We start from the raw sequence: 24,490 nt of genomic DNA, 5'->3' as shown, positions 1-24,490 counted from the left end.
GATTATAGAAAGTGTTTCTGTACGATTTTCATAAACTCGGCCACTTCGGGATTGTCGAGGTCCCAGTTCAGGTCGTTGAGTATGTAGTCCTCGGCCTCGTCGTAGGAGTGCATGGCGTCGATGAGGGCCAGGGTTTCGTTCATGCGGATGTCGCTGTTGCCGAAGAGCTCGCGGCGGAAGCGGAAGCGGTCGTTCAGACTCAGCGCCTTGCGCAGCTCCTTGGCGTGCTGGCGTTGCAGCACCTCTTCGAGGGTGACCGGGGCGGAGGGCTCGTCGGCAGGAAGGTCGGCCGCGGGGGTATCCTCGTAGTCGGTCTCGTCGTAGTCGTCGGTCTCTTCGTCGTCATAGTCGACGAGTTTGTCGTCCTGTGCAGCCGACCGCTCCTCGTCGCTCAACTGCTCCCAGGGGTAGAGCGGCTCTTCGGGTTGCGGTTCCGGCTCGGCCGGGGTTTCTGGCTCGGGTTGGGGTTGATGCGATTCGTGCGGTTCGTCGGCCGGTTCGAGGAAGACGTCCGTATCGGGTTCGTTCTTGTCCTCTTCGGCTGTTTCGGCCTCGTGAAGGGGGGTGGGTTCGATGGGCGTTTCGTGCTTTCCTTCAGCCCACGTATCAGCCGGTTCTTCTGCTTCGGAGGTTGGGGCAGACGGAGTTACCGGTATGTTCCACGGCTCCTCCTGATCGTCGAAAGCCTCGTTGGTCGCCGAGGCTTCCGCTTCGTGAGCGGGACGCTCCACGCCGCTCTCCGGAGTACAGGGGGGTGCCTCGTCGGCCGGGGCAGTATCGGCAAAAGGTTCGTGGTTCTGCAATTCGGTCCAGAATTGGGGCGACCTCAGTTCGCGGGTCGAACGGTCTATCGACTCGGCTTTCTCCCGGGCCAGCTTCAGCAGGATACCGGGAGCGGCATTGCCTGCCTGCTCGATGACGAGCAGGAGCTCCCGCAGTTCGCCCAGTTGGCCGATGATATATGCGATGCGACTGTCTCGTGACATAAATTCGGTATTTGGGTTATTCAAGGATAGCGGGGGACAAGTGCAGCGGCAAACGGGAAACACGGTTTTCGACACTTGCCTGTGCCTGACGGCCTCCTATCTCCCACAAAGATATACAAAAATAACAGATGTACGCCGAGAGCCGAAAAAATTTAGAGGTCGGTTACTCTTTTTTAGAGAGTGTTGCGGTGAGCCATGCGGCAATTTTCTCCTTCAACTGGGTGCGGGTGCAGGTATAGTTGTTGAACATCAGCACGATTGTATACCGTTTGCCCGAGGGGGCGGTGTAGTAGCCGGCATAGGCGTGGACATCGCTCATGGTGCCGCTCTTCAGCCGCAGTTCGCCGGGCAGGGGACTGTTGCGCATGAACGAGGCTACCGAGCCTTCGCTCCCGGCCAGGGGCAGTGACTGCACGAAGGTTTCGCCTACCTGCGGGTCGCGGGCCGTGGCGGCGAGTACCTGGGTCAGATAGCGGGCCGACGCCCGGTTGTTGCGGGCCAGTCCCGAGCCGTCGTAGAGGAAGAGCTCGGTCGAGTCGGCCCCGAGGGGTTGCCAGTAGCGGCGTATCGTTTCGAGACCTTTCTCGGCACTGCCCCGGGGAGCCGAGGCGAGAGCGATGTGCCGCAGCAGGCTCTCGGCATAGAGGTTGAGGCTGTGCACGTTGAGGCTGCGGGCCAGCTGGGCGAGCGACTCCGAGGGGTAGTCGAGCAGTTGGGTTTCGGGGCCTCCCTCGGTCGTTTGGCCTGCTTCGGTACAGGCAATGCCGGCCTGTTTCAACTGTTTGTGCAATTCGCGCAGGAACAGGCTGTCGGGATGGTCGACGGCCAGGTCGAGCCGATAGCGCGCCCACTGACGGGGAATGGTGCCGGTGAGGGTGTAGCGGTTGCCGATGTGGGTGACCGATACCTCTTCCCGGTCGCCGGGCAGGAGCCGGCTGTCGAGGTCGATGCTGTGCGGCGGCGTGATGCGGGCGGTCTTGTAGTTGTGTCCGTTGTATCGCACCTCGACGCGTACCTGGTTGTCGCGGTATGAAAAGGCGTGGCACCCGGTGGCGTAGTACCAGATGAGATCCTCGAGCATCCACTTGGGCGAGACGGCCGGTCCGTCGAAAAGCGAATTGTCGACCACGATGGTCCCCTCGATGGCCCGGATGCGATGCGTTTGCAGGGCGTCGATTACCCGGTCGACAAACTCTTCGGCCGGGCGGCTGCCGTAGGCCGAACCCAGCGAGGGGTCGCCTCCGCCCCGTATCACCAGCGTGCCGTGCAGGGTCCCCGCAGAGTCGATTTGTCCGGTGTATCCCACGGTAGTCGAGGTGCGGTAGTCGCTCCCCAGCAGCCGCAGGGCGGTAGCCGAGGTGATGACCTTGACGGTCGAGGCGGGAATGATGGCTTGCCGGTCGTTGTGCGACACGAGAGTTTCACCCGTAGCCACATCGGTGATGCAGATGCCTATCGAGGCGGGCGTAAAGGCCGGGTCGGCCAGAAACGATTCGAGGCTTTGGGCCCGTGTGGGCGTATGCAGGAGCATGAATAGCGTGAGCAGTCCTGACAGGAAGATTCGTTGCATAATGTCTTGGTAATGTATGAGTATTGTCTTTGCAAAGATAGGCGATGAGAATTTCAGAGGCAAATTTTGTCGGCTGCTTTTGAGATAAATAGCCGGAGTAAAGGTTGGCAAAGTCGAACTATCTTTTTACTTTTGTTGCATCATTTAAACAGAAAGAAAAAAGAGAACGACAACTATGGTTTTGACCGAAAATAACTACGAGACCAGCCGCCGCGGAAGCATCGAAGTGATATGCGGCTCGATGTTCTCGGGGAAGACCGAAGAGCTGATACGACGCTTGAAACGGGCGAAGATTGCCCGTCAGAAAGTCGAGATATTCAAACCCGCCATCGATGTGCGCTACTCCGAAGAGAATATCGTTTCGCACGACAGCACCTCGATACTCTCGACCCCGGTAGACAATTCGCACAGCATTCTGCTCATGGCTTCGGGGGTCGATGTGGTGGGCATCGACGAGGCCCAGTTTTTCGACGACGGTATCGTCGAGGTCTGCTCCGAACTGGCCAACAACGGTACACGGGTGATTGTGGCCGGTCTCGACATGGATTTCCGCCGGGTACCTTTCGGCCCCATGCCGGCCCTGCTGGCCATCGCCGACGATGTGTACAAGGTGCACGCCATCTGTGTGAAGTGTGGCCATCTGGCCAACTACTCCTATCGGTTGGTCGATAACGACAAGCGGGTGCTCCTGGGCGAGAAGAACGAGTACCAGCCCTTGTGCCGCCGTTGCTACCTGCAAGAGATACAGGAGCGTAAAGAGAAACATCACGAAGGGTAAACCGCAACCGCTCCGAGATTGTTAGATAAAAATATTGATACACAAAAATAGAGTAGCCATGACCGAACGCCAGCCATACACCTTCGACCGGGTCGTCCGTATTTTGTTCGGAGCCGTTTTTGTCGTGGGGTTGTTCTACCTCATCTATATCCTCCGCGGGGCGTTGCTCCCTTTTCTCGTGGCCTGGATTGTGGCCTATATGCTCAACCCGCTGGTCGAGTATAACAAACGGGTCTTCAAGCTGAAGGGGCGCGTGCTGGCCATTACACTCACCTTTGTCGAGGTGATTATTACCTTTGCGCTGCTGTGTGTGCTGGTGCTGCCGTCGGTTATCGACGAGATAGGCGTCATGCGCAAGCTGTTGAGCGACTACGTCTACAACTCGTCGAGCATCCCCTTCGTGCCGCAGGAGGTGCACGACTTCATCCAGCAAAATATCGACTTCAGCCAGTTGTCGAGCCTGCTCAGCCGGGAGCAGTGGCTCTCGATTATCGAGGATAGTTTCTCGGGGGCCTGGGGATTCATCACCGGTTCGGTGGGCGAGATTATCAACATCGTCAGCTGGCTCATCGTGCTGCTCTACATTGTCTTTATTCTGCTCGACTACGACAAGATATTGGTCGGGTTCCAACGGATGATTCCGCAGAAGTACCGCCCTACGGTGGTCTCGATTGTCAACGACATCGAGGTGAGCATGAACCGCTACTTCCGCGGTCAGGCCGTCGTGGCCGGGCTGGTGGGTATCCTCTTCTGCATCGGCTTCCTCATTGTGGGGTTGCCCATGGCTATCGTGCTGGGGCTCTTCATCGGGTTGCTCAACATGGTCCCTTATCTGCAGCTTGTCGGCTTCATCCCCACCATCCTGTTGTGTCTGGTTTCGGCATCGGAGACCGGCACCAACTTCTGGTTGCTCTTCGGGGCCTGTATTCTGGTCTTTATCGTGGTGCAATTGATCGAGGACATATTCATCGTGCCCCGGGTGATGGGTAAGGTTACGGGGCTGAACCCCGCCATCATCTTGCTCTCACTCTCGATTTGGGGCACGCTGCTCGGCTTTGTGGGCATGATTATCGCCCTGCCGCTCACCACGTTGTTCCTGTCGTATTACGAGCGCTATGTGATAGGTGACGAGCCGGAAACACCGCCCGAGGTGTCGGCTGGTTCGTCGGCCCCGGATGAAGAGGTGAAGCCTGAGAAAGAGTAAAAAAACTGTTCTTTAACATAAATTTGCGGAGGTATCGTTTTGTAGAATCAAAAATTAGCCTTACCTTTGCATCGCTTTTACAAAAAGCACCAAGGTTAGATTCGCTAGCTCAGCTGGTAGAGCACAACACTTTTAATGTTGGGGTCCTGGGTTCGAGCCCCAGGCGGATCACCGAAAGACGAGCGATTGACTTTCAAGTCGGTCGCTCATTCTTTTTTAAAGCTCCGGCAAAAGGTGGGGCGGAGGAGCCCCAGGGGACGGAATGAATCGACGTCAAAAGCGGATGGGGCCCTATGAAATCAAGTATACATGTTGACGCCCCAGAATCGGGAGAAAGGCTCTTTTTTGTTGTGGCATGAGCGATATTCCGGCACGAGGTGCGGCACAAAAAAAATCCCCGGGCCCTGCGGTGATGCAAGGGCCGGGGAGTGCGTGTAAATGAAGAGGGTAATCAGAATTTGTCGGCTAGGGCAGCAGCTTGCTGGCAGCCGTCGGTGTGGTCGATGTCGCCCACGTTGAGCACGCCGGGGATGAGGACTTCGCCTACCATCTCCCACTGCAGCAGGGCTGCGGTGCGTTCCATGGGGATGCGTACGCCGTCGAGTACGGTGGTGTCGTCCTCTTCGCAGCAGGCAATCAAGCCCCATTTCTTGCCGGCTACCTCTTTGCCGCCCACCACGAGCGAGAAGAGGCGGTCGATGGCTCCTTTGATCTGGGCCGGAATCGAATACCAATAGACCGGCATGGTGAATACCACGGCATCGGCCTCGAGTATGGCGGGGGCGATGTCGTTGAAATCGTCGTCGAATGAGCAGGCTTTGCCCGTTTTGTAACAGGTCATGCAGGCGTGGCAACCGCCTATCTTCAGGAAGGCGGCATCGAACCGGCGTACCGAGTGGCCCCGTTGCTCGGCTTCGTGGATAAAGGCTTCGGTCATGGCAAAGCTGTTGCCGTTTTTGCGGGGGCTGCCGGTGATGACTACTATTTTCATGGTCGTTTTTCTCCTTTCTTATTGTTGAATCGTATCGGAATTTTGGTTATAGGCTTTGGCTACACATTTCCACTCGCCATTGATTTTCAACAGCAGCAGGTAGTCGGTAAAGTCGATGCGTCCGCCCCACTTCTCTTCGAGCACGCGCACGACGGCTACCGTCTCTTCGAGGGCGACGATGTCGATGCGGGCATCGAAGTTCTCGCCGGCGCCCACGGTATCGACGTTGTGGTAGAACTGCTCGATGGAGCCATGTTCCAGTTTACCGTCCAGAAAGCCGAAGAGCACGGCCTCGTCGACAAACAACTCTTTGGCATAGCGGCTGTTGCCCTCTGCCACACTCTTGACAAACTTCATGGCAGCCGCTTCGACTGCCTTGTACTCTGCTATACTTGCTCTCATATTCAGTTGGGTTTTATGTTTGTTGCAAAGCTATGGGGTAATCCTTGTTTCTACAAGTACCGTAAAATTATTCGGGTACTGAAAATTTTTTCGGTATATCGCCATTTTGGGCAGTATGTTGTACATTTGTCTTTGTAATCAGAAAGGAGTGCGATTATGTATGAGCGTAAGATACCTGTCGATTTGGATTGTCCCTTGCGGCTGACCATGAGTCTGATCGACTCGAAGTGGAAATCGTGTATTCTGGACGAACTCCGGCATCGGGCGATGCGCCCCAGTGAACTGCACAAGGCGTTGCCCGAGGCGACTCCGCGGGTGCTCGACCTGCAGTTGAAGGAGCTGGTCGAGGATGGCCTGGTCGAAAAGACCATCTATGCCGAGTTGCCGCCGCGTTCGCAATACTCCATCACGCCGCTGGGCATGACCCTGATTCCCATCATCGACGCCATGCTCGAGTGGGGTACGAAAAACAAAGAGCTGTTTGAGCGGAAGTACGGCAAGTGAGGCCGGTGGATTTTCTGTTTGAGACGGTATGAGGCCGCGCCTTTATCCTCTTTTTACAGAAGATAGGATGCGGTTCGGCCAAGCAAATAATGCAAGCATCTTTGCTTGTCGCTCACCTTTCACTATCTTTGCACCGGCTATGGGATTAGCCTTTAACCGCCTTTATGTGCTGATGATCCCTACTTGTGATACAATAATAAAATGACATTTTATGCTGAAGACATTGCTGATTGTAGGGGCCGGCAGTTTTACCGGGGGTGCGCTGCGCTATCTTCTTTCCAAAGCGATACAAAGCTGGGGCTTTCACTCGTTCCCGGTCGGGACCTTCTGGGTAAACATTCTGGGCTGTCTGGCCATAGGTCTTTTTTACGGACTGTTTGAACGGAACAACCTGATGAGTGCGAATCTACGCCTGTTTCTTACCGTAGGACTGTGCGGCGGCTTTACCACCTTTTCGACATTTATCAATGAGAGTTTCCAGATGATCAGGGATGCCAACTTCTTTTACCTGTTTCTCTATGTGGGGTTGAGTTTGTTGGGCGGCCTTTTCATGTTGTATGTAGGGTATTCCCTTGTAAAATGGTTGTGATATGGAATTGGGAAAAAAGTATAAGGCATTGCGGGTCTATTTGAGCAATACCGATAAGGTAGATCACGCATCGGCTTATGAGACGATTGCCTACAAGGCCCGGCAATCTGGCTTGGCAGGAGCTACCGTATATAAAGGTCTCATGGGTTACGGAACCAGTAGCGAACTGACTCCGGTCAAGTTTTGGGAGTTTACCGAGAAGGTGCCGGTAGTGGTCGAGATGATCGATGAAGAGAGCAAGATCGATGCCTTTGTCGAGCAAATGGCTCCGTGGTTCGAATCGTTGCCTAAAGGCTGTTTGGTTACCTGCCAGGATGTCGAGGTTCTCTTCCTGAAAAAGGGGGACAGACCGGCCGTTCGGTAGATACACGATGCAGTTCCCGTAGCGGTCGGTGGCGCTATCTTCGCCGTGCCGGTAAAAAGGAGAAACGGGGAGGGGAGTCGAGATGAAGGAATCCCGGCTCACTCTCCCCGATTGCTGTCGGTTACAGGATGGCGTTAAACAGGTATCCCGACAAGATAATAAAAAGGGTGATGATGCCGAAGAAGATACCAATAAGTCGCCAGGTCATCACCTTTTTCAGCAGGGTGGCTTCGGGGAGCGAGAGCCCCACGACGGCCATCATGAAAGCCAGAGCGGTACCGATGGGTATGCCCTTGGCTACAAATACCTCGATGATGGGCACGATGCCGGCGGCATTGGCATACATGGGTACGGCCAGCACAACCGAGAGGGGTACGGCCCACACGTTGTCGCGCGACATGTAGTGCTCGAAAAATCCTTCGGGCACATACCCGTGCATGGCGGCCCCGATGCCTATGCCTATGACGATGTAGAGGAGTACCCCTTTCACGATGCCCCACGCTTCGCGCAGGATGGAGGGCAACCGTTTCACGAAGGGGGTCTGTTCGCGCTCCCAGGTGTTGAAGTCGGCCGAGGCGTTTTGTTGTATCTGCTTTACCCAGTCGCTCAGGTAGGGCTCCAGCTTCAACCGGCCCAGCACGAAGCCGCCAATCATGCCCAGCAGGATGCCGCTCACCACATAGACGAGGGTGATGCGCAACCCGAAGGTGCCGAGAAACATGGCCACGGCCACCTCGTTGACCAGCGGCGAGGTGATGAGGAAGGCAAAGGTGACCCCCAGAGGAATGCCTCCCTTGACAAACCCGATGAAGAGCGGTATCGACGAGCAGGAGCAGAAGGGGGTGATGGCTCCGAAAAGCGAGGCGAACAGATATTGCAACCCGTAGAGGCGGCGCGAGGTGAGGTAGTCGCGCAGCCGTTCGATGGGAAAGTAGGCGTTGACGATACCCATAATCGCACTGATGAAGAAAAGCAGGATAATAATCTTTATCGAATCGTAGAAAAAGAAGTTGAGGGAGCTGCCGAGCGGGGTGGCGGCACTCAACCCGAACAGGTCGTATACCAGCCAGTCGGCAAATTGTTGTATCATAACAGGCTAAGTTTTTTTGTTTGTAATATTACGAACATTGCGTTTAAAAATTTATCGTTCACAGGCACATCGGGGCAGTTCTTTCCCCAGAATCTCGGTCAGATAGAATCGGGAGAACCTCTCTTTTATCAGGTCGCGAGCCTGGATAAAGGCTTGCCTTATCGTCTCGGGCGACCCGGTGACTTCCGAGGGGTCCTCGATGCCGATGTGCAGCCGGTGGCGCACCTCTCCCGAGAAGGCGGGGCAACTCTCGCGGGCGTGGTCGCACACGGTGATGACATAGTCCCACGTTTCATTCAGGCAGGTTGCGACATCGGTCGGGCAGTGATGGCTTATGTCGATGCCGGTTTCGGCCATCACCTCGACGGCCTGCGGGTTGACCTGCTCGGCCGGATGGGTTCCTGCCGAGAAAACTTGCAGATTGGCATCGAACGATTGTAAAAAGCCGTGAGCCATCTGGCTGCGGCAACTGTTGCCGGTGCAGAGAATCAAGATTTTCATATCCAATTGAGTTGAGTGAGTGCATAATAGATGCCGATGGCGATGAAAATGATTGCCACCAGGCGGTTGAACCATCTTTGAAAGAGTTGCATGCGGTTGTAGAATTTGCCTATACCCGCCACGCTGTATGCCAGTATCCAGGCCGCCACGACAACCGGCAGTCCGGTAGCCAGGGCAAAGACCACGGGGAGCAGATAGCCTTCGGGCTCGATGACCGACATGGGGATGAGCATACCGAAATACAGCACCCCGCTGGTGGGACAGAAGGCCAAGGCAAAGAGCAGACCGAGCAGCAGGCTGCCCCATGCGCCTCTCAACCGTTCGCTCTTGGCCGATGGCGAGAAGCCCCACCGGGCGAGTGGGAGTTTGTCGCCTATCAGCATGAACAGACCGATGAAGATAAGCAGTGGTGCAATCAGTTGTTCGCCCCACCGACTTATCTCCTTTTCGATGAGGAAGGTATCGGCTCCGCTTCGCAGGATGGCAATGAGTATGGCCCCCAGCACCGAGTAGGCGACTATGCGCCCGACGGTGTACAGAATGCCGCTGGCAAACATGCGGTTGCGGTTGGCCATGTCTTTGCCTATAAAGCCGATAGCCGTGATGTTGGTAGCCAGCGGACAGGGGCTTACCGCCGTGAGCAGTCCCAGCAGAAAGGCGGTGATGACGGGCATCTCGCTCTGTTCGAGCAGGGTTTGCAGATATTCCATGGGGATGGGGTTATTTCAGGAGTTGGACAATCGTCTCTTTTACCTCCTGCTTGAATAGCTCCGTGTGACTGCGTGCATTCCGGAATGCAAAGAGGGTGAGGTCGTTGCGGCTTTCCTTGCCGTTGTTCCACCCGTTGATGAAGAGCGACGAGCGGCTTACCCGATAGCGGTCGGCCAGTTTTTCACCGTCGGGGGTCGAAATGTCGATGGCCCGGAATCGTACTTTTCCCTCTTTGACTTGAGCGTTAAACTGTTCGTCTATAACTTCGCGGGTGCAGCTCTCGATGGCTTTGCAGGTGACACAGCGCTGTTTGCCGTGAAAGTAGAGCACCTCGACATAGGTATCGGGTGTGGTTTGTGCCAGGCTCGCCGTCAGGTAGAGCAGGAACGAAAGGGTGAGGAGTATCGGTTTCATGGCTGCTGCGTTTATCGGGTGAGAATGCTTTTTATCTCGTCGGTCGATATTTTGCCTTTGGCTACCACCTTTCCGTCGACGACAAGAGCCGGAAGGGTCATCACGTTGTAGGCCATGATTTTTATCAAGTCCTCCTCTTTGGTGAGGGTGGCCGTCATACCCAGCTCGGCGAGGGCTTGTTCTACTCGTTCATACAATGCTTTGCACCCGGCACAGCCGGTTCCTAAAACTTTAATTTCCATAGTTGTTGTAATTATATTAGTTAAACGTAATTCGTAGAATAACGAACAATAGGTTCGAAAAAAAAACGGGGGGGGCTGTTACGGGCAGCACTTCCCCGACGAGCAGACGCACTGCTCGAAGAACTCGCCGAACAGTCGGCGGGCCTTCTCCCAGTTTTGCCGGTTGATGCAATACCGCACCTTGGGTGTCTCGACCTCGCCCTGGATGAGGCCGGCCTCCTTCAGCTCCTTCAGGTGTTGCGATACGGTGGCTTTGGCGATGGGCAGCTCTTCGTGGATGTCGCCGAAGTAGCAGGTCTCCTGCTGGGCCAGAAAGTGCAGGATGGCCACCCGGGCCGGATGCCCCAGGGCTTTGGCATACCGGGCCAACTGTTCCTGAGTGAGGGTATAGTCTCGTTTTTCGTCCATAGTCAGAATTGTTGTTCGCAAATATACGAACAATATGTTTGCCGGACAACAGGTCGCGCTCATTTTTTTCCCGATTGTATTACAAGACAAGGGCCGAGGCGTGCAGCCTGAACACGAGCCTGCGGTCGGTTGTTGTATCGTAGAGTGAATGTCCGGAGATGGTATAAAACTGTATTGTATTGAAAACAAAAAGATTGTGGAGCGCTTTGACGAAGAAAATGCACTCCTCGGCAAACTTGAAAAGAAACAATAAAAAGTTCTAAAAATAGATAGACCGGCAACTGCCGTTTTGGAGAGAGTGGTGAAATGGCCTATTTTTGCCACCCAATTCGGGGATTATTTAGAACCAATATAAATTTGGCCGGTAGATTGCTGTGGCGTATTGACCCTTAAAACGATTGATTATGAAACTGATTATGAGTGACCGACCTATTCGATTGAACATTCGAGACCATTCGGAAATAAAGTATATCGACCTCTTGTCGCTGAAGATAGCCAACTGTACAGGCTGCTTCGGATGCTGGACCCGTACGCCGGGCAAGTGTGTGATGCGCGACGATGCGACCCGGGTCTATCCCTATATTGCCGCCAGCGACCGGGTGCTCTATGTGAGCCGGGTGATTTACGGCGGATACGATACGGTGATGAAGCGCATGCTCGAGCGGGCTATCCCGGTGCAGCAGGCCTTTATCCGCATCGTCAAGGGCGAGACGCACCATGTGCAGCGGGCTGTGGTGCCCAAGCGGGCTACGATTGTGGCCTATGGCGACATCGATGCCGAGGAGCAGGCTCTCTTCCGTCGGCTGGTAGCCCGCAATGCGAGCAATATGAGCTTCGAGAGTCACGAGGTGATATTCACCTCCGAAGCCGAGTTGGAAAACTGTGTAAAAAACATTGTGGAACTATGGGACGAGTAATGATTATCAACGGCAGCCCCCGGGCTCCGAAGTCGAATTCGAAGCGATATGCCGAACTTTTTATGAAATACTGCTCGGCCGAGACGGTCTATTTCAACCTGACCAGACGCAATCATCGCGAGTTGTGCGAGCAGATGGCGGGGTATACCGATGTGCTCTTTGTCTTCCCCCTCTATGCCGATGCCCTGCCGGTGGGGTTCCTCGAGTTTCTGAAGGTGCTGGAGAGCTGTCCACCCGCACGTAAGCCGGTGGTCTCCATCCTGATTAACTGTGGTTTTCTGGAGTATACCCAGAACGAGATTGCCATAGAGATGATGCGCCTCTACTGCCGGAAGAACGGCTATCGGCTGGGGTCTATTCTGGAGTTGGGCAGCGGCGAGGCCATTCTGGGTACACCCTTCAAGTATGTAGCCGTACGGGCCATCAAGCGGCTGGCACGGTCGGTAGCCCGGGGGGAATACCGCACGATACAGGCCACCATGCCGCTGAGCAAGCGGTTGTTTATATGGGCCTCGACGTACTATTGGACCGCGTTCGGCCGCAAGTTCGGCGTGTCGAAGAGCCAGATGCAGACGATGCAAATCGAGGACGGGCGGTTGCCCCACACGCCTCCGACGGGAGAGTGAGGCGCTGGCCCGGCTGCCGGCCCGGCCGATATGCAAGGGGCGGGGTGGTGATTTTTATTCCCGCTCTCTTGTATCACCTGTGGGGGAAATTGCTATCTTTGCACCCCGAAACAGAAAGGAATAGATTATGAATACTTTACCCGAAGATCCGATGATCTTGTTTTCGTTTATCAACACCAAGTTGCGCGACAACTATGCCTCGCTCGATGCGCTGTGCGACGACATGCACATCAGCAAGGCCGACCTGGTGGCCAAGTTGGGCAGTGCGGGTTTTGAATACAACCCCAGCCAGAACAAGTTTTGGTAACCGGTCGCACCGGCTCTTGCCCTCCCCGCAGGGAGAGTTTTGTGCCGTGGCCGGTTTGTGACTCTCTTTTGATTTCAGCCCGAGACCCGGAGCTGAATTTTTTTTGCCTGTTCAGAACTTGAAGCTGATGCTCCCGTAAGGCATGCAGTTGTAGGGCCAGTGCACGGAGTAGAAGTCGAGCAACTCCTCTTCGGGCGGGTTGCCCACGATGTTGTAGAGTCCTACGCGAAGCAGCAGCAATTTGTCGTCCCCGAAATTTTTCTTGAACGAATAGCCGGCGTCTACCCGGTAGTTGAGCGGAGCCCGCCGGGTGTGGAACTGCTCGATGGGGAAGGGGTCGAAAGTTGTCTCGTCGATTTCGAGTATCTTGCCCGACCTCAACAGTCCGCCCAACGAGAAGGAGGAGCTGCTGTTGAGGTTGTAGGTGACGGCTCCGCTCAATTGGTGGGGGATGTCGTAGAGCGAGGGTATTTTCCCGTTGGCCTTCAGTTCGTCGAACCACTCGCGGCTGCGGGCATAGGTGTAGGAGAGTTGCAGCAACCAGTGCCGCCAGTAGTTGTAGAAATAACATTTGATGCCGTAGCTGTCGCCGTTGCCGGTCATGATGTAGTTGCCCCACTCGGTATCTTCGACAAAGGTCTCGGGGCGCAGGGCCACGATGTTGCGGCGGGTCTTGTAGTAGGCCGACAGCTCAAGGGCGCCGTTGCGCAGGTTGTGTTTCCACCCCGCCTCGTAGTGTTCCGACGAGCGTGGTTTGTACGACTCGATGCTGGGCATCCGGAAGTCGGTGGGCATGTAGAAGGTGTTGAACCGCAGGTAGTGGTAAAACTGCTCCATGCGCGAGAAGTTGAGATAGAACAGGTCGTTGGTCCACGGCGAGTATTTGAGCGAGAAGCGGGGCTGGATGCTGTAATAGTCGCGGTGCTTCTCGGGCCGATAGCCAATGAAATGGACTCCCACCTGGGTGAATAGTTGCGAAGTGATGCGGATGAGGTTGTCGTAGAAAATCGAGAATTGGTCGATGGGCTCGTGGCGCACACGTACCGTGTCGCCCAGGATGGCCAGGTCGTAGACCTCGTGGGCATATTTGGCTCCCCAGCGGGTGGTGTAGATGTTGTCGTAGCTGTATGTGAACTCGGTCGATACGTTCATCGACTTGATGCCGCTGTGAATGTAGCTGCGTGTCGCAGTTTCGAAACCCAGTATTCCGGCATGCGCCACATTTTCGTGTGAGGTGTAGAAGAGCGAGGTGGTGTTGCTCAATTTCCCTTTCGAAAAGTTGTAGGCGAGCTGGTAGATTTGGTTGTTCCAGCGCATGGCCGTAATCTTCTCTTTGGGGCCGACGGGCATGCGGTAGATGTCTTGCGCATGGTAAGCCAGAGCCTTGAGCGAGCTCGACGGCGAGATGTCGTACGACAACTTGGCGTTGAAGTCGAGCGTCGAGTGGTTGAGGCGGTCCTCTTCGGAGAAAAACTCGTCGAGCAGGTCGAGCCAACTGCGCCGGGCACTCACCAGGTAGGAGAGTTTGTTTTTGAGTATGGGGCCCTCGAGCATGATCGAGGCGGCCGGCATGTCGAGCGAGAGGGTGCGCATGTGCTCCTGCTTGTTGCCGTCCTTGAGGTTTATTTCGGTAATCGACGAGAGCTTCCCCTCGAGTTTGGTGGGGAAGAACCCTTTGTGAAAGACGATATTCTTCACGGCGTCGCCGTTGAATACGGGCAGCATCAGGTTGAGGTGCCCCGGGTGGTATACGGGCACGCCGTCGAGCAGGAGCTGGTTCTCGTCGTATCCGCCTCCGTCGACCAGAAAGTTGTTGCCGGTGGGTATGCCGGTCACGCCCGGCAGAATCCAGATTTGCGAAAAGAGGTCGTTGCTGTTGAACGAGAGCATGCTCGAAGGAGCCAGTTCGTCGAGCGAGTTGCTCAGTTTGCGCGAATTCACAGTGACCTCTTCGATTTCGAAGAGCTGGGCATTGAGTTGGGGTTGCAAGGTCAGGTCGCGGTCGACGACAATCGTCTGTTCATAAGGCTCGTATCCCATGCAGGTGATGCAGAGTCGGTAACTCCCTTCGGGCAACGGCAGTCTGAATCGGCCGTTTTCGTCGGAGAGGGTGTACTGTTTCCGTTCGTTTTCGTCGTAAAGCGAGACGATGGCTCCGTAGAGCTTTTCGCTGCTTCCCTCTTCGCTGATGGTACCCGAGAGGGTGAAGAACTTCTCTTCGCCTATTTGTATGAACAGTTTGCGGGGTGAAATCTCGATGGTCTTGAAGCGGTAGTCCCGCAGGAGCTCTTTCAGCAGTTTCCCCACGGTGGTGACACCTGCCGTTTTGAAGGTGCACACCCGGTCGAGGTCGATCGACGAGGGGTTGTACGAGAGGGTGATGTCGCACTGCTGCTCGATTTGCTCGAACCATTGTAACACAGAAGCAGAAGAGGCGGAGACTGATATCCGCTCTTCTGCTATCGCAACGGGTCTTTTTGTAATTTCACCTAACGATGAATGAACCCAAAGTAGTGCTATTATAGAGAATAAGAATTGTAACTTACTCATAATAAAGTTTGTAGTGTCGCCCCTTTTCCAGGGTGTCGCATTGGCAGCCGCACACGAAAGCCAGTTCGGCCGCTATGCTCTCACGCTCGCTCACGTTGATTTTGGTGGTGACCGTGTTTCGGTCGAGCCCTTTACCGAGCTCTATTTTTACACCGGTCTGTTTTTCCACCTCCTGGACCACCGTGGCGATGGGACTGTTTTTGAAAACCAGTACCGAGTCGCCCCTCCCGAAGAAGGAGGCGGGGTCTTCGATTGTACCCAGCGTCATCTGGTCGTCGGCGATTTCGACCTTTTCGTTGGCTTCCAGAATGACGTTGTTGTATGAGGTAGAGACCTTCACCCGTCCGCTCTCGACAAACACGCCCGACTTGTTGTCGTGAGCGGCATCGACGAGAAACGAAGTCCCCAGGACTTCGACCGTCATCTGTCCGGTAGAGATTTTGAAGGGGGCGTTGTCACGGTTTTTTACATGAAAGAACGCTTTCCCGGTGAGTTCTACCTGACGGGCGGTCCCGTCGTCGGCATATCGGAATGCCAGAGTTGCATGGGGATAGAGGATAACCTCCGACCCATCGGGCAAAAGAACGTTTTCGGTTTGGGTTATATCGGCGTAGCGTACGGTTTGGGTGTCGGTCTCGTGAGAGAGTATCATCCAGGTAGTTATCAGTATGAGGGCAATGGCTGCGGCAGCGGAGTAGAACCAGGCTTTGTGCGAGAAGCGACCGATTTTCAGGGAGTGCTCCTTGAGTTGGGGTTCGACTTTGGCCCAGGCTTTTTCGGTGTCGACCTTGAACGAGGTGTCGCTGAAGATAGGCATCTCGATAAGCCGTTGCAATCGTTGGCTCTCTTCGGGATATGCAGCTTTCCATTGATCCAGTTTGGCCTGCTGGGCGGCGGTGAGCCGTTCGTGAGCGAAGTGTTTGGCCAACAGTTCGTCTATGTCGTCGTGATTTCCCATTTTACATGCAGTTTAAGAAGATTGATAAAACGATTGAGATAAGGGCCATGCGCAAGGCGTTGTTTTCGGCCACATAGGTGCGCAGGAGTCGGATAGCCCGGGTCATCTGATTCTCTATGGTTTTCTCCGAAAGGTTCAGTTTCTCGGCAATCTCGCGGTATTTCATACCTTTGAGTTTGGCCAGTAAAAAGACCTCTTTGCATTTAGGAGGTAACGATGCGAGTGCTACTTGCAGGAGATTGTCGGGCGATTTCGCTTCGTCGGCGTCATCATAGATTTCATCAGGCGTGTCGATGGCGGCAGTGGGATAGTCGTCGATCGAAACGAAGGCGCCCTGTTTCTTGCGCAGGAAAGAGATGCAGTTGTTTCGAATAGCAGTGGTCATGTAGGCGGCAAACTCTTTCTCGGGCAAGGTATCTTTCCCTTTGTCCCAGACATTGATGAAGAGTTCTTGCACAATGTCTTCCGAGTCGTCTCGGTCCAGCACATATCCATAGGCTATATGGCATAGCCGAGGATAGTGTTTCTGGAACAGGGACTTGAAGGTTTCTTTTCTGGTCTCTCGCATGGGTAGCACTCGCAGGTTATGGGGTGATTAGAATCTCAAGCTTACGCCGGCGGTCACAAAGCCTTTGTATCCGAGGCCGGCTTCGAGGAATCCACCGATGCGTTGGTTGCCAACTCGCAGGGCGATGGGGTTTACCTGGTAGGCAAAGGTGGTAGAGAGGTCGCTCTTCTTGGCGTTGCTGGTAGCCGTCTGGTTCAGGCTCTTTTCGGTATGGTTCACCAGATTTACACCGGCGGCAGCACCACCGTAGAGTTCAACGACACCGCGTTTGAAGTATACAAATTCGACCGTGGGCAACAGCATGAAGTTCAGGTCTTTCTCTTTCAGTGAGGGAGCCGTTTCGCCAATCAGGGTCAGCTTGCTGGTCGATTGAACGAATCCCAGGTCGGCACCTACTCTGAATTGGGCAATCGAGTATCTGTAACCCAGACTGTATACCAGGCTCGATTTTTCGTCGCTGCGCTTGCTGCCTGTTACGGCGTCGCTCAAGCCCATGCCAAAGACGTTTGCAAGTCCGAGTGTGAGTCCGTCGCTGGCCGAGAGGCGTATTTCGTGGCGGTTCATAGACTGGGTGTTATGGGTGGTTTCTTGTCCTTTTGCTACGTTGCTGCTTACGGCTGCGCACAAAAGTAATGCAATAAATTTGAGTTTCATAATTTGTTAATTTTTTTCGTTGTGTAAATAGTGAGCCGTTTTTTCTCTCCGCGTTCATGCGTGGTGAGAAGCCGGCTGCTTTGCTTTCCCTTGTGGGTCACTTAGCTATGTGATTTTGACCTTATAACGCCGGAGTTTGAAAATCCCCCTACCTGTGCTGAAAAAAATTTTCATAATTTTTCGTATCTATCTTATTATCAGCAAAATAAAATTTTCGGAATTATCGTTCCGGTTTTATCGCCTTTCGTAATATTCGAGGCGATTGTCCGGGGCATTGGGTTGCTTTGTCTGTTGACAGGGAGATTACAGAGATATTAAATTTTCGTTTCCTTTCGATTTCTGATTTTTTAATTTGCTTTTTGTTTCGAAATTTTTCCCTTTGAAAACCGTGGAGAAGAATAAAATTTGTATATTTGTCGATGTTGTAAACCATACCGATGATAATTATATGAAGAGGATAGATTTTCCCCGATTGAGTCGGCTGCGTGAAACCTGGGTAATACTCGCCGTGAGTGTAGTCTCAGTGTTGTCGGCTCAAACCTATCGGCCCATTTCGACCTGGCCCGCCGAGACGAATGAACGCATAGAGGAGTTTCTGCAAACGACTCTCTCGATTACCGACCGCAAGGTTGCCGTCTTCGATTGCGATGGTACCGTATTCGGGCAAGCCCCCTACTATCTGGCCGACGAGGCTCTCTATGCCTATGCCCAGACGCATTACCGGGAGCGCACCGACCGGTTGGCCCGGCAGAAGATGGCGATTATCGACCGCATGGTGAAGGATGGCAACAACGTGGGCAAACCCTATGTCGAGGATCGGGTCCATTTCTTCGCCGGCATGACTCCCGAGGAGATTGCGACAATCGGTTACGACTGCTACATGCGCTCTTATAAGGGGAAAATGTATCCCGAGATGAAGGCCTTGATTGCCAATCTGAAGGAGTTTGGCTTTGAAGTATGGATTCTTACCGCCTCGCCCGAGTTCCTCTATCAGCGCTTTGTGGCCGACGAGTTGGGTATCCCCGTGACGCATGTACTGGGCGTGAAGGGGGTGGTGAAGAACGGTGTGATGAGCGACGAGATTATCATGCCCATACCTCAGGACGACGGTAAGGCACAGGTGATACCTACCTACATCAAGGCGGTGCCCCTCATTGTGGGGGGGAACAGTCGGGGCGATATGGACATGCTCAACGAATCGCGGGGATTGAAGATTGTCGTCAACCCCGACGATGTAACCGTGCGGGGCGAAGCCGACGGTCCCATGAACGGCCACACCGTGAAGTCGTATTGGGAGAAGGAGGGGGCCCTTATCGTCCGTTGCAACGATGTGCGCGATACGCAGGTCGATTTCAAGACGGCTCTCTTCGAGATAAGGACCAATGCCGAGAATATGAAACCTTGAACAAGTTATAAACCCAATAAAAACGTGAGATAACTATGAAATCGAAACTCTTTATGGCGGCTGCCCTGTTGCTGGCAATATCGCAGAGTGTCTGTGCCCAATACACCACCCATGCCGTAGCGCATCGGGGGTACTGGAAATGCGAAGGCTCGGCCGAAAATTCGCTCACCTCGTTGCAAAAATCTCATGAGGCCGGTTGCTGGGGGTCGGAGCTGGATATTTGGCTCACGGCCGACGGCAGGCTGGTGGTCAATCACGATGCCCATACACTCGACGGGCTGGAGATCGAGAAGAGCAATTTCGACCGGCTCACCCGGTCGAAACTGAAAAACGGCGAGAATCTGCCTTCGCTCGAGGCTTACCTCGATGCCGGCAAGAAACTGGCTCCCATGATTCTGGTGCTGGAGCTGAAAACCCAGTCGACTCCCGAGCGCAATATCGAACTGGCCCGGAAGGTGGTCGATATGGTGAAGGCCAAGAAGATGGAGGCGCAGGTGGAGTATATTGCCTTCAGTAATCTGGTGGGGACCGAACTGATAAAGCTGGCGCCCGAGGCCAAGGTGGCCTATCTCAACGGCGACAAGACCCCGGCCGAACTCAAGGAGTTGGGCTATACCGGCCTCGACTATGCCTATAAGGTTTTGAAAGCCAATCCGCAATGGATCGACGAGGCACACCTCCTGGGCCTCACCGTGAATGTGTGGACGGTCAACAAGGCCGAAGACCTGCAATACTTCATCGACCACAAGGCCGACTATATCACCACCAACGAGCCGGTGCTGCTGTTGGAGATGCTGAAGAAATAAGATACGACTGAACTTTAAATAGGCGATTAGACTATTTCTCACAAGGGGCTGTATCCGTGACATCCGGGTACAGCCCCCGGTTTATTCGGGGGCCGGTAGCCGTTTGTAGCGGAAGGCACACTCTACCCGGGGCGACAGCTTGCGCAACTTGAGAAAGGTGTCGGTCGATACACCGTATCCCCGGCATATCGAGCGAATCGACTCGCCTCGGGCCAGCCGCTCGATAATATCGGGCTCGTGGTCGATGAGGAGACGCAATTTGGTGATGCTCCCCTTGCGGCGGCCCAAGATTACCCCTTCGGCCTTGCGCAGGGCCAGCGCCTCTTTGGTTCGCATAGAGATGAGGTTACGTTCGATTTCGGCCACAAGGCCAAAGGCAAAGCAGAGCACCTTGCTGTTGATGGTGTTGTCGAAGGCATAGCCGTCTTTGGTCGAGTAGATGGTGATTTGCTTCTCGAGGCATCGGCCCATGATGGCCATGATTTCGGTGAGGGTACGGCTCAATCGCGAGATTTCGGTTACGATAAGGGTGTCGCCCGGTTTCAACTGTCTGATTACCCTTCCGAGTTTTCGCTCTCGTTGGTCTTTCTTTCCACTTACAATCTCGGTTACCCACCGGTCGATGTTCATGTCGCGAGAGCGGGCAAAACGTCTGATTTCGTCGGCCTGGTTGTCGAGGTGCTGTCTGCTGGTGCTGATTCTTAAATATGCAATTACCATACTGTATTGTTTTTTGTCGGAGGATAAAGGTATGGTATTTCCGCGAGGGTGAGAAAATGAGACTGCCCCGAAGATGGCGGGCTCGATGAGGTCGGCGGGTGGGTATAAAAAAGAGGCCGACCCAAAAGAGATTTTGGGCGGTCTCTTTGTTTTATTATAGAAAAAGATGACCACATTACTTTTTACCGGAGCAGGAAGTCTCCGGGAAGGGCTGGTTTACTAATACCTCTGATTTTCGTCTTTCATGTTTTTGGGCTATGCCATTCCCAATGACGGAGAGTTGTCAGACACACCCAAGAGTCCGTCGCGGACATGCGCCGCATATTTTCTGAGGTTATGGGCGAGGGCGACAAGGCCGAACTCGACATTGACCTTTCCGGCTGACTTGAGACGGAACCTCTTGAAGCCGTGATTGAACTTGATGTCACCGAATACGGCTTCCGGCTCGATCGGACGTCTGCTCCTGTGCATCAGGCCTCTCTCTCCGGTCAGCAGTTCCCGTGCCTTCCTTTTGAATGCGTTCGCAGTGTGGTTCACTTCAATGGTACGCCTGCCGGACTTCCCCTTGTAGCACATTCCACGCAGCGGACAGCCGGCGCAGTTCTTTGCCCGGTATACTGCCACGGATGACCTGTATCCCAGGTCGGAGACAGTGCTCCATGTCCCGGCCCGCTCCAGACGCTGCCCCATCGGGCACACATAGAAGTCTTTCTCCTCATTGTAGTACATGTTCTGTACCAAGAAGGCGTTGTCCCGGTATTTCCGCTTCATCTCCGCATGGAACATGGTGTATTTCACATACGCGTCAATCCCCTCTCCATCCATGTACGCGTAGTTCTGCTCGTTGCCATAGCCCGAGTCCGCGACTATCTCTTCGCTCTGCCGGCCGTATCTTTCCCTGAACGACTTCAGGAACGGTATCATAGTGCCCCAGTCCGTCGGCCTCCGGTAGATTCCGTAGTTCGTGATGAACTGGTTCTCCGTCGCTATCTGGACATTGTATCCCGGCTTGGTCTGACCGTTGCGCATCGCGTCCTCCTTCATACGCATGAACGTCGCGTCCTTGTCCGTCTTGCTGTAGCTGTTCCTTTCCCCCAAGGTCTCCAGATGATGCTTGTAGGATTCTAGCTTCGGAAGGGACTCGTCCTTCACCTTCTCTACGGACTTCCTCAGCTTTCTGTCGCTGATACCCTGCTCGTCCATCCTGCGCAGTATCCTTTCCGTACGCTCGGCCAGATCCGTCACACCGGACTCCTCCGAAGCACATTCCCTGTTCTCTTCGGAGAGGACCGACTCCGCCGTCTTGAGTACGGCATCCACTTTCGCCTCCAGTTTCTCCTTGTTCTTCTCGACACTCCTTTTCCATACGAAAGTGTACCTGTTCGCCACAGACTCTATCTTCGTCCCGTCGATGTACTGCACTTTCAGCGACACGAGCCCCTCTGCATTCAGAAGCAGGACAACCTGCCTGAACAGCCCGTCAAACCGCCCGTCCGCCAGACGCCCGCTCCTGAACCGGTTGATTGTTCTGAAGTCCGGCCGCGACATCCCTGAAAGCCACATGTAGTTCACGTTCTCCTGCAGAAGACGCTCCATACGGCGGCCGGAATAAACATTGCACAGGTAGGAGTAGACTATCACTTTCAGAAGCATGCGGGGATGGAAACTGCTCGTCCCTCCGCCCTTGTAGGTCGATTCTACAGAAGATATGTCCAGCCTGTCTATCACTGCGTTCACGATCCGCACCGGATGGTTCTTTGGGACGAGTTCTCCCAATGTCGGCGGAAAAAGCAGACTTTCGTTCTGATTGTAATCTTTATACACTATCTTTGCGCTCATGGTAAATGCTTGACTTTATTTTTAATTCTCACTTTAAATATAGCAATTATTTACCATAAAAACAACGGTTATTTCTTTGAAAACAAAGAGATAACCGTTAATTTTTTCTCCCCTCCACACTCACTCTCACGCATTCATTCTCTCATTGTGACCATCTGGCGTAATCCAAACAAAAAAGGATGACCCTTTAAAGTCTTTGACTTTTGGGTCACCCTCGTGTATGATGATCGATTGCTGTATTCGATTAGAATACCACTACTTTCTGGTGACCGATTACGTAGATGCCGGCAGGCAGTTCTACGACGTTGGTACCTTCGACGAGTTCGATTTGACGAACTTGCGCGCCGGTGAGGGCATAGATGGCAACGTGGGCAGCCTCGGCCGTTTCGATGGTTACCTGACCCTTACCGTTGATGATCTTCATGCCGTTGGCTTCTACCGTTTCGATACCCGAAGCTACACCCTCTTTGATGCTGAGGTCGGTGATGGTCCAGCGGGCAGCACCTTCGGCCTCGGAGCAGGTGTATTTGAAAGCGAAGCGGATAGGAGCGGTGAGGTTCTTCAGCTCGATGTCGCCCGAGGGGGTAGTCTCTTGCGACGAAGCCCAAGTGGCCATGTCGGTAATTTCGGTCCAGGTAGCCTCGGCGGGTTGCGTCATGGTGCTGGGGTCGAAATTGCTTGAGTAGAAGAGTTGGGCGGCAGGACCCGTGAAAGACACTTCGCTACCGAAGGAGAGCACGATGCTGGAAGCACTTACGGCCGGAGAAACGAGGTAAGTCTCGCCGTCGCCCTTGTTAAAGCCGTTGGCTTGTGCACCGTAAGAGGTCGAACCCCATTCGGTCGTACCGTAGGTAACATAGGTGAGCCATTCGCCCAGACCCGATTTGAAGTCTGTCGAGTAGGGCAGCGAAACCGATGCAGCCCGTACCGTCAAGGTGTATTGAGCGGCACCCTCTTCGTAGGTGTCATTGCCCTCGGTGGTAGCTTTGATAATCGTGGTACCCGGGCCAACTACCGTTACGATACCTTCGGTGCTGATGGTGGCCACCTCCTGGTTGCTGCTGCTGTAGGTGATGGGGCGCTCGGGAGTAGCCGTGGCGGCACTGTTGTAGGTAAAGCTCTCGGTGAAGAATACCTCTTTGTCGCCGCTAACTTCGTTGAAGGCTACCGTTACGGCTTGTTTGCCGCTGTCGAGTTTGTAGAGGGTGAGGTTTTTCTGGCTGCCGGTGTAGCAGGCAAAACGGGGAGAATTGGTATTGTATTGGAGCAGACGGTTCGTTACGGAACCGTTTGCGCAAGTGAAGAGGCCATCGGCAAACGTGAATGTCCAATCGCAGTTCTCTTCGGTGTATGCTTCGTAGATGTATGCGTTGTTGCCGCTACCTCTGTAACCTACGAAAATATTGTCGCCATTGCTGATCGACATGCTACCGTTGGCTTGTGTGGTGATGTCCCAGATAATCGATTGGTCGTCGGTTACGATTTTACCGTCGGTAAGGTCAACGTCGGTATACATGAAGTAGCTCTTCTCGTTGGTGGTGTTCATGGCTTTTACCGAGGTAGCATCGTCACTATCCTGGTATACGATGATGTACTTGCCATCGGTTACGGCACCGCTGGTCACTTTGGCAAAGGTCTTGATCATAGCCGGGTCAACAACAGTCAAGGTATATTCTACGAAAGAGGCTTCGTAGGTAGCCGTTTCGGCTACTTCGGCCTTGATGGTAGTCGTACCGCCGGCCACCAGTGTAACGAGACCGTTTTGAGCAATCGTGGCCACTTCCTGGTTGCTGCTGCTATACACGATGGTAGCGTCGGAAGCCGTAGTGGCCACACTGCTGTAGCTGCCTTCGGAGAGTTGTTTGGTTACATCGCCCGTGATGCCGGAAAAGGCCAGGTTGGGATTCGATTTACCCGATTCTTCCAGCTTGTAGAGAGTCAAATCGGGCATGGTGTTCTTGTAGCAAGCAAAATATTTGTTCGAGGAATTATATTCCAATGAACGATCGGATCGTTCAACATTGGTTGCCCGGAACAAATCATCAACTATGCTGAAGGTAAATTCGCATTTTCCGGCTGTAAAGCTATCATTTAACGAGGCTGCATTTGAGTTTCCTCCATTTCCGACATAGAGGTCTCCGTTGCTGATGCTCTTCCCGTTTTCGGTTGTCTTTATTTCCCAAACAATCGAGGCATCGGGATTGAGAATGCTGTTGTCGGTAACTGTAATTTCAGTAGCGGCAATACGAGTTCCGGACATGGCATTCTTCATGGCAAATGTTGTACCATAGGCAATCACATACTTGCCATCGGTCAGTTCGTCGAGCGTGGAGATTTGGGTATAGGTGTCGGCCCAACCTGCATTAACTCCACACAACATAGCTAT

At 53.9% G+C, this 24,490-nt stretch carries 27 protein-coding genes, 1 tRNA gene and 1 riboswitch; of the genes, 11 read left to right on the top strand and 17 right to left on the bottom strand.

Annotated elements, in window-relative coordinates:
- Positions 1-2 precede the first annotated feature (2 nt).
- Both ABGT88_RS12580 and dacB read right to left on the bottom strand, forming a co-directional pair.
- The gene (locus ABGT88_RS12580; protein WP_346702449.1) at positions 3-986 is read right to left on the bottom strand and encodes a hypothetical protein; all 984 of its coding nucleotides are present in this window, start codon (positions 984-986) and stop codon (positions 3-5) included.
- A 163-nt stretch (positions 987-1,149) separates the two neighbouring features.
- Positions 1,150-2,556: a D-alanyl-D-alanine carboxypeptidase/D-alanyl-D-alanine-endopeptidase gene (gene dacB / locus ABGT88_RS12575; RefSeq protein ID WP_346702447.1), complete on the bottom strand. Its 1,407-nt coding sequence runs from the start codon at positions 2,554-2,556 to the stop codon at positions 1,150-1,152.
- A gap of 175 nt (positions 2,557-2,731) precedes the next feature.
- On the opposite strand from dacB, the gene ABGT88_RS12570 reads away from it, so the two are divergent.
- The 3 genes from ABGT88_RS12570 (at position 2,732) to ABGT88_RS12560 (ending at position 4,709) form a co-directional block, all read left to right on the top strand.
- Complete coding sequence (locus ABGT88_RS12570; protein WP_087408842.1) at positions 2,732-3,334, top strand: thymidine kinase; 603 nt, start codon at positions 2,732-2,734, stop codon at positions 3,332-3,334.
- Between the two features lie 58 nt (positions 3,335-3,392).
- Entirely contained in the window at positions 3,393-4,538 is a 1,146-nt protein-coding gene (locus ABGT88_RS12565) for an AI-2E family transporter (protein WP_346702445.1), read from the top strand.
- A 98-nt stretch (positions 4,539-4,636) separates the two neighbouring features.
- A tRNA-Lys gene (locus ABGT88_RS12560) sits at positions 4,637-4,709 on the top strand.
- A gap of 280 nt (positions 4,710-4,989) precedes the next feature.
- Here the strand turns inward: ABGT88_RS12560 and ABGT88_RS12555 are convergent.
- Positions 4,990-5,529: a flavodoxin family protein gene (locus ABGT88_RS12555; RefSeq protein ID WP_087408840.1), complete on the bottom strand. Its 540-nt coding sequence runs from the start codon at positions 5,527-5,529 to the stop codon at positions 4,990-4,992.
- A gap of 18 nt (positions 5,530-5,547) precedes the next feature.
- Positions 5,548-5,931 carry a nuclear transport factor 2 family protein gene (locus ABGT88_RS12550; RefSeq protein ID WP_087408839.1) on the bottom strand — a complete coding sequence of 128 codons (384 nt, stop codon included), beginning with the start codon at positions 5,929-5,931 and terminating at the stop codon, positions 5,548-5,550.
- Positions 5,932-6,087: 156 nt separating this feature from the next.
- Here ABGT88_RS12550 and ABGT88_RS12545 point away from each other — a divergent pair, with 156 nt between their 5' ends.
- The 3 genes from ABGT88_RS12545 (at position 6,088) to ABGT88_RS12535 (ending at position 7,388) form a co-directional block, all read left to right on the top strand.
- On the top strand, positions 6,088-6,435 hold the full coding sequence (locus ABGT88_RS12545) for a helix-turn-helix domain-containing protein (RefSeq protein ID WP_346702443.1): 348 nt from the start codon (positions 6,088-6,090) through the stop codon (positions 6,433-6,435).
- Positions 6,436-6,561: 126 nt separating this feature from the next.
- Positions 6,562-6,624, top strand: a riboswitch (Fluoride riboswitch).
- Between the two features lie 22 nt (positions 6,625-6,646).
- Complete coding sequence (gene crcB / locus ABGT88_RS12540) at positions 6,647-7,024, top strand: fluoride efflux transporter CrcB (RefSeq protein WP_300131209.1); 378 nt, start codon at positions 6,647-6,649, stop codon at positions 7,022-7,024.
- Position 7,025: 1 nt separating this feature from the next.
- Positions 7,026-7,388: a DUF190 domain-containing protein gene (locus tag ABGT88_RS12535; protein WP_087408836.1), complete on the top strand. Its 363-nt coding sequence runs from the start codon at positions 7,026-7,028 to the stop codon at positions 7,386-7,388.
- Positions 7,389-7,509: 121 nt separating this feature from the next.
- Here ABGT88_RS12535 and ABGT88_RS12530 read toward each other — a convergent pair whose 3' ends face one another.
- The 6 genes from ABGT88_RS12530 to ABGT88_RS12505 form a co-directional block, all read right to left on the bottom strand.
- The gene (locus tag ABGT88_RS12530; RefSeq protein ID WP_300131207.1) at positions 7,510-8,478 is read right to left on the bottom strand and encodes a permease; all 969 of its coding nucleotides are present in this window, start codon (positions 8,476-8,478) and stop codon (positions 7,510-7,512) included.
- 51 nt (positions 8,479-8,529) lie between these two features.
- On the bottom strand, positions 8,530-8,979 hold the full coding sequence (locus ABGT88_RS12525; RefSeq protein WP_346702440.1) for an arsenate reductase ArsC: 450 nt from the start codon (positions 8,977-8,979) through the stop codon (positions 8,530-8,532).
- Positions 8,976-9,689, bottom strand: coding sequence for an aromatic aminobenezylarsenical efflux permease ArsG family transporter (locus ABGT88_RS12520; protein WP_258327977.1), 714 nt, complete (start codon positions 9,687-9,689; stop codon positions 8,976-8,978). The genes ABGT88_RS12525 and ABGT88_RS12520 overlap by 4 nt, the downstream gene beginning before the upstream one ends.
- Positions 9,690-9,699: 10 nt before the next feature.
- On the bottom strand, positions 9,700-10,104 hold the full coding sequence (locus ABGT88_RS12515; RefSeq protein WP_298663151.1) for a nitrophenyl compound nitroreductase subunit ArsF family protein: 405 nt from the start codon (positions 10,102-10,104) through the stop codon (positions 9,700-9,702).
- Positions 10,105-10,115: 11 nt separating this feature from the next.
- Positions 10,116-10,346 (bottom strand): thioredoxin family protein, encoded by a 231-nt coding sequence (locus ABGT88_RS12510; RefSeq protein ID WP_087408833.1) that lies wholly within the window; start codon positions 10,344-10,346, stop codon positions 10,116-10,118.
- A gap of 78 nt (positions 10,347-10,424) precedes the next feature.
- Positions 10,425-10,754, bottom strand: a complete 330-nt coding sequence (locus tag ABGT88_RS12505; RefSeq protein ID WP_300131202.1) for a helix-turn-helix transcriptional regulator — start codon at positions 10,752-10,754, stop codon at positions 10,425-10,427.
- A 404-nt stretch (positions 10,755-11,158) separates the two neighbouring features.
- Between ABGT88_RS12505 and ABGT88_RS12500 the strand changes: the two genes are divergently transcribed.
- The 3 genes from ABGT88_RS12500 (at position 11,159) to ABGT88_RS12490 (ending at position 12,604) form a co-directional block, all read left to right on the top strand.
- On the top strand, positions 11,159-11,671 hold the full coding sequence (locus tag ABGT88_RS12500) for an NAD(P)H-dependent oxidoreductase (RefSeq protein ID WP_298663153.1): 513 nt from the start codon (positions 11,159-11,161) through the stop codon (positions 11,669-11,671).
- A complete protein-coding gene (locus ABGT88_RS12495; RefSeq protein ID WP_087409583.1) occupies positions 11,659-12,297 on the top strand; it encodes a hypothetical protein in 639 nt (212 codons plus the stop codon). The genes ABGT88_RS12500 and ABGT88_RS12495 overlap by 13 nt, the downstream gene beginning before the upstream one ends.
- 127 nt (positions 12,298-12,424) lie before the next feature.
- Positions 12,425-12,604 carry a DUF4250 domain-containing protein gene (locus ABGT88_RS12490; RefSeq protein ID WP_025279088.1) on the top strand — a complete coding sequence of 60 codons (180 nt, stop codon included), beginning with the start codon at positions 12,425-12,427 and terminating at the stop codon, positions 12,602-12,604.
- A gap of 111 nt (positions 12,605-12,715) precedes the next feature.
- Here ABGT88_RS12490 and ABGT88_RS12485 read toward each other — a convergent pair whose 3' ends face one another.
- From ABGT88_RS12485 to ABGT88_RS12470, 4 genes are all read right to left on the bottom strand, one after another.
- Positions 12,716-15,025 carry a TonB-dependent receptor gene (locus ABGT88_RS12485; protein ID WP_346702436.1) on the bottom strand — a complete coding sequence of 770 codons (2,310 nt, stop codon included), beginning with the start codon at positions 15,023-15,025 and terminating at the stop codon, positions 12,716-12,718.
- A 121-nt stretch (positions 15,026-15,146) separates the two neighbouring features.
- Positions 15,147-16,112: a FecR domain-containing protein gene (locus ABGT88_RS12480; RefSeq protein ID WP_346702434.1), complete on the bottom strand. Its 966-nt coding sequence runs from the start codon at positions 16,110-16,112 to the stop codon at positions 15,147-15,149.
- Position 16,113: 1 nt separating this feature from the next.
- Entirely contained in the window at positions 16,114-16,680 is a 567-nt protein-coding gene (locus ABGT88_RS12475; RefSeq protein ID WP_346702432.1) for an RNA polymerase sigma-70 factor, read from the bottom strand.
- 27 nt (positions 16,681-16,707) lie between these two features.
- Positions 16,708-17,334 (bottom strand): hypothetical protein, encoded by a 627-nt coding sequence (locus ABGT88_RS12470; protein ID WP_346702430.1) that lies wholly within the window; start codon positions 17,332-17,334, stop codon positions 16,708-16,710.
- A gap of 448 nt (positions 17,335-17,782) precedes the next feature.
- Between ABGT88_RS12470 and ABGT88_RS12465 the strand changes: the two genes are divergently transcribed.
- On the top strand, positions 17,783-18,739 hold the full coding sequence (locus ABGT88_RS12465) for an HAD family phosphatase (protein WP_087409590.1): 957 nt from the start codon (positions 17,783-17,785) through the stop codon (positions 18,737-18,739).
- Positions 18,740-18,774: 35 nt separating this feature from the next.
- A complete protein-coding gene (locus tag ABGT88_RS12460) occupies positions 18,775-19,545 on the top strand; it encodes a glycerophosphodiester phosphodiesterase family protein (RefSeq protein WP_298663158.1) in 771 nt (256 codons plus the stop codon).
- A gap of 81 nt (positions 19,546-19,626) precedes the next feature.
- On the opposite strand, the gene ABGT88_RS12455 is transcribed toward ABGT88_RS12460, so the two are convergent.
- The 3 genes from ABGT88_RS12455 to ABGT88_RS12445 form a co-directional block, all read right to left on the bottom strand.
- On the bottom strand, positions 19,627-20,265 hold the full coding sequence (locus ABGT88_RS12455; RefSeq protein WP_300131185.1) for a recombinase family protein: 639 nt from the start codon (positions 20,263-20,265) through the stop codon (positions 19,627-19,629).
- Positions 20,266-20,520: 255 nt separating this feature from the next.
- Positions 20,521-22,104: an IS1182 family transposase gene (locus ABGT88_RS12450; RefSeq protein ID WP_258328254.1), complete on the bottom strand. Its 1,584-nt coding sequence runs from the start codon at positions 22,102-22,104 to the stop codon at positions 20,521-20,523.
- A gap of 244 nt (positions 22,105-22,348) precedes the next feature.
- The gene (locus tag ABGT88_RS12445; RefSeq protein WP_346702427.1) at positions 22,349-24,484 is read right to left on the bottom strand and encodes an Ig-like domain-containing protein; all 2,136 of its coding nucleotides are present in this window, start codon (positions 24,482-24,484) and stop codon (positions 22,349-22,351) included.
- Positions 24,485-24,490 lie beyond the last annotated feature (6 nt).

The organism is Barnesiella sp. An22, assembly GCF_963931395.1.
Lineage (GTDB): Bacteria > Bacteroidota > Bacteroidia > Bacteroidales > Barnesiellaceae > Barnesiella > Barnesiella merdigallinarum.
This window is presented reverse-complemented; position numbering and strand designations above follow the sequence as displayed.

Coding starts and splice junctions, on each gene's coding strand:
- ABGT88_RS12520 (WP_258327977.1), bottom strand. CDS start 9,689: ATGGAATATCTGCAAACCCTGCTCGAACAGAGCGAGATGCCCGTCATC.
- ABGT88_RS12545 (WP_346702443.1), top strand. CDS start 6,088: ATGTATGAGCGTAAGATACCTGTCGATTTGGATTGTCCCTTGCGGCTG.
- ABGT88_RS12535 (WP_087408836.1), top strand. CDS start 7,026: ATGGAATTGGGAAAAAAGTATAAGGCATTGCGGGTCTATTTGAGCAAT.
- crcB (WP_300131209.1), top strand. CDS start 6,647: ATGCTGAAGACATTGCTGATTGTAGGGGCCGGCAGTTTTACCGGGGGT.
- ABGT88_RS12445 (WP_346702427.1), bottom strand. CDS start 24,484: ATGTTGTGTGGAGTTAATGCAGGTTGGGCCGACACCTATACCCAAATC.
- ABGT88_RS12515 (WP_298663151.1), bottom strand. CDS start 10,104: ATGAAACCGATACTCCTCACCCTTTCGTTCCTGCTCTACCTGACGGCG.
- ABGT88_RS12510 (WP_087408833.1), bottom strand. CDS start 10,346: ATGGAAATTAAAGTTTTAGGAACCGGCTGTGCCGGGTGCAAAGCATTG.
- ABGT88_RS12460 (WP_298663158.1), top strand. CDS start 18,775: ATGAAATCGAAACTCTTTATGGCGGCTGCCCTGTTGCTGGCAATATCG.
- ABGT88_RS12555 (WP_087408840.1), bottom strand. CDS start 5,529: ATGAAAATAGTAGTCATCACCGGCAGCCCCCGCAAAAACGGCAACAGC.
- ABGT88_RS12455 (WP_300131185.1), bottom strand. CDS start 20,265: ATGGTAATTGCATATTTAAGAATCAGCACCAGCAGACAGCACCTCGAC.
- ABGT88_RS12480 (WP_346702434.1), bottom strand. CDS start 16,112: ATGGGAAATCACGACGACATAGACGAACTGTTGGCCAAACACTTCGCT.
- ABGT88_RS12450 (WP_258328254.1), bottom strand. CDS start 22,104: ATGAGCGCAAAGATAGTGTATAAAGATTACAATCAGAACGAAAGTCTG.
- ABGT88_RS12550 (WP_087408839.1), bottom strand. CDS start 5,931: ATGAGAGCAAGTATAGCAGAGTACAAGGCAGTCGAAGCGGCTGCCATG.
- ABGT88_RS12530 (WP_300131207.1), bottom strand. CDS start 8,478: ATGATACAACAATTTGCCGACTGGCTGGTATACGACCTGTTCGGGTTG.
- ABGT88_RS12465 (WP_087409590.1), top strand. CDS start 17,783: ATGAAGAGGATAGATTTTCCCCGATTGAGTCGGCTGCGTGAAACCTGG.
- ABGT88_RS12475 (WP_346702432.1), bottom strand. CDS start 16,680: ATGCGAGAGACCAGAAAAGAAACCTTCAAGTCCCTGTTCCAGAAACAC.
- ABGT88_RS12495 (WP_087409583.1), top strand. CDS start 11,659: ATGGGACGAGTAATGATTATCAACGGCAGCCCCCGGGCTCCGAAGTCG.
- ABGT88_RS12565 (WP_346702445.1), top strand. CDS start 3,393: ATGACCGAACGCCAGCCATACACCTTCGACCGGGTCGTCCGTATTTTG.
- ABGT88_RS12505 (WP_300131202.1), bottom strand. CDS start 10,754: ATGGACGAAAAACGAGACTATACCCTCACTCAGGAACAGTTGGCCCGG.
- dacB (WP_346702447.1), bottom strand. CDS start 2,556: ATGCAACGAATCTTCCTGTCAGGACTGCTCACGCTATTCATGCTCCTG.
- ABGT88_RS12570 (WP_087408842.1), top strand. CDS start 2,732: ATGGTTTTGACCGAAAATAACTACGAGACCAGCCGCCGCGGAAGCATC.
- ABGT88_RS12500 (WP_298663153.1), top strand. CDS start 11,159: ATGAAACTGATTATGAGTGACCGACCTATTCGATTGAACATTCGAGAC.
- ABGT88_RS12470 (WP_346702430.1), bottom strand. CDS start 17,334: ATGAAACTCAAATTTATTGCATTACTTTTGTGCGCAGCCGTAAGCAGC.
- ABGT88_RS12525 (WP_346702440.1), bottom strand. CDS start 8,979: ATGAAAATCTTGATTCTCTGCACCGGCAACAGTTGCCGCAGCCAGATG.
- ABGT88_RS12490 (WP_025279088.1), top strand. CDS start 12,425: ATGAATACTTTACCCGAAGATCCGATGATCTTGTTTTCGTTTATCAAC.
- ABGT88_RS12580 (WP_346702449.1), bottom strand. CDS start 986: ATGTCACGAGACAGTCGCATCGCATATATCATCGGCCAACTGGGCGAA.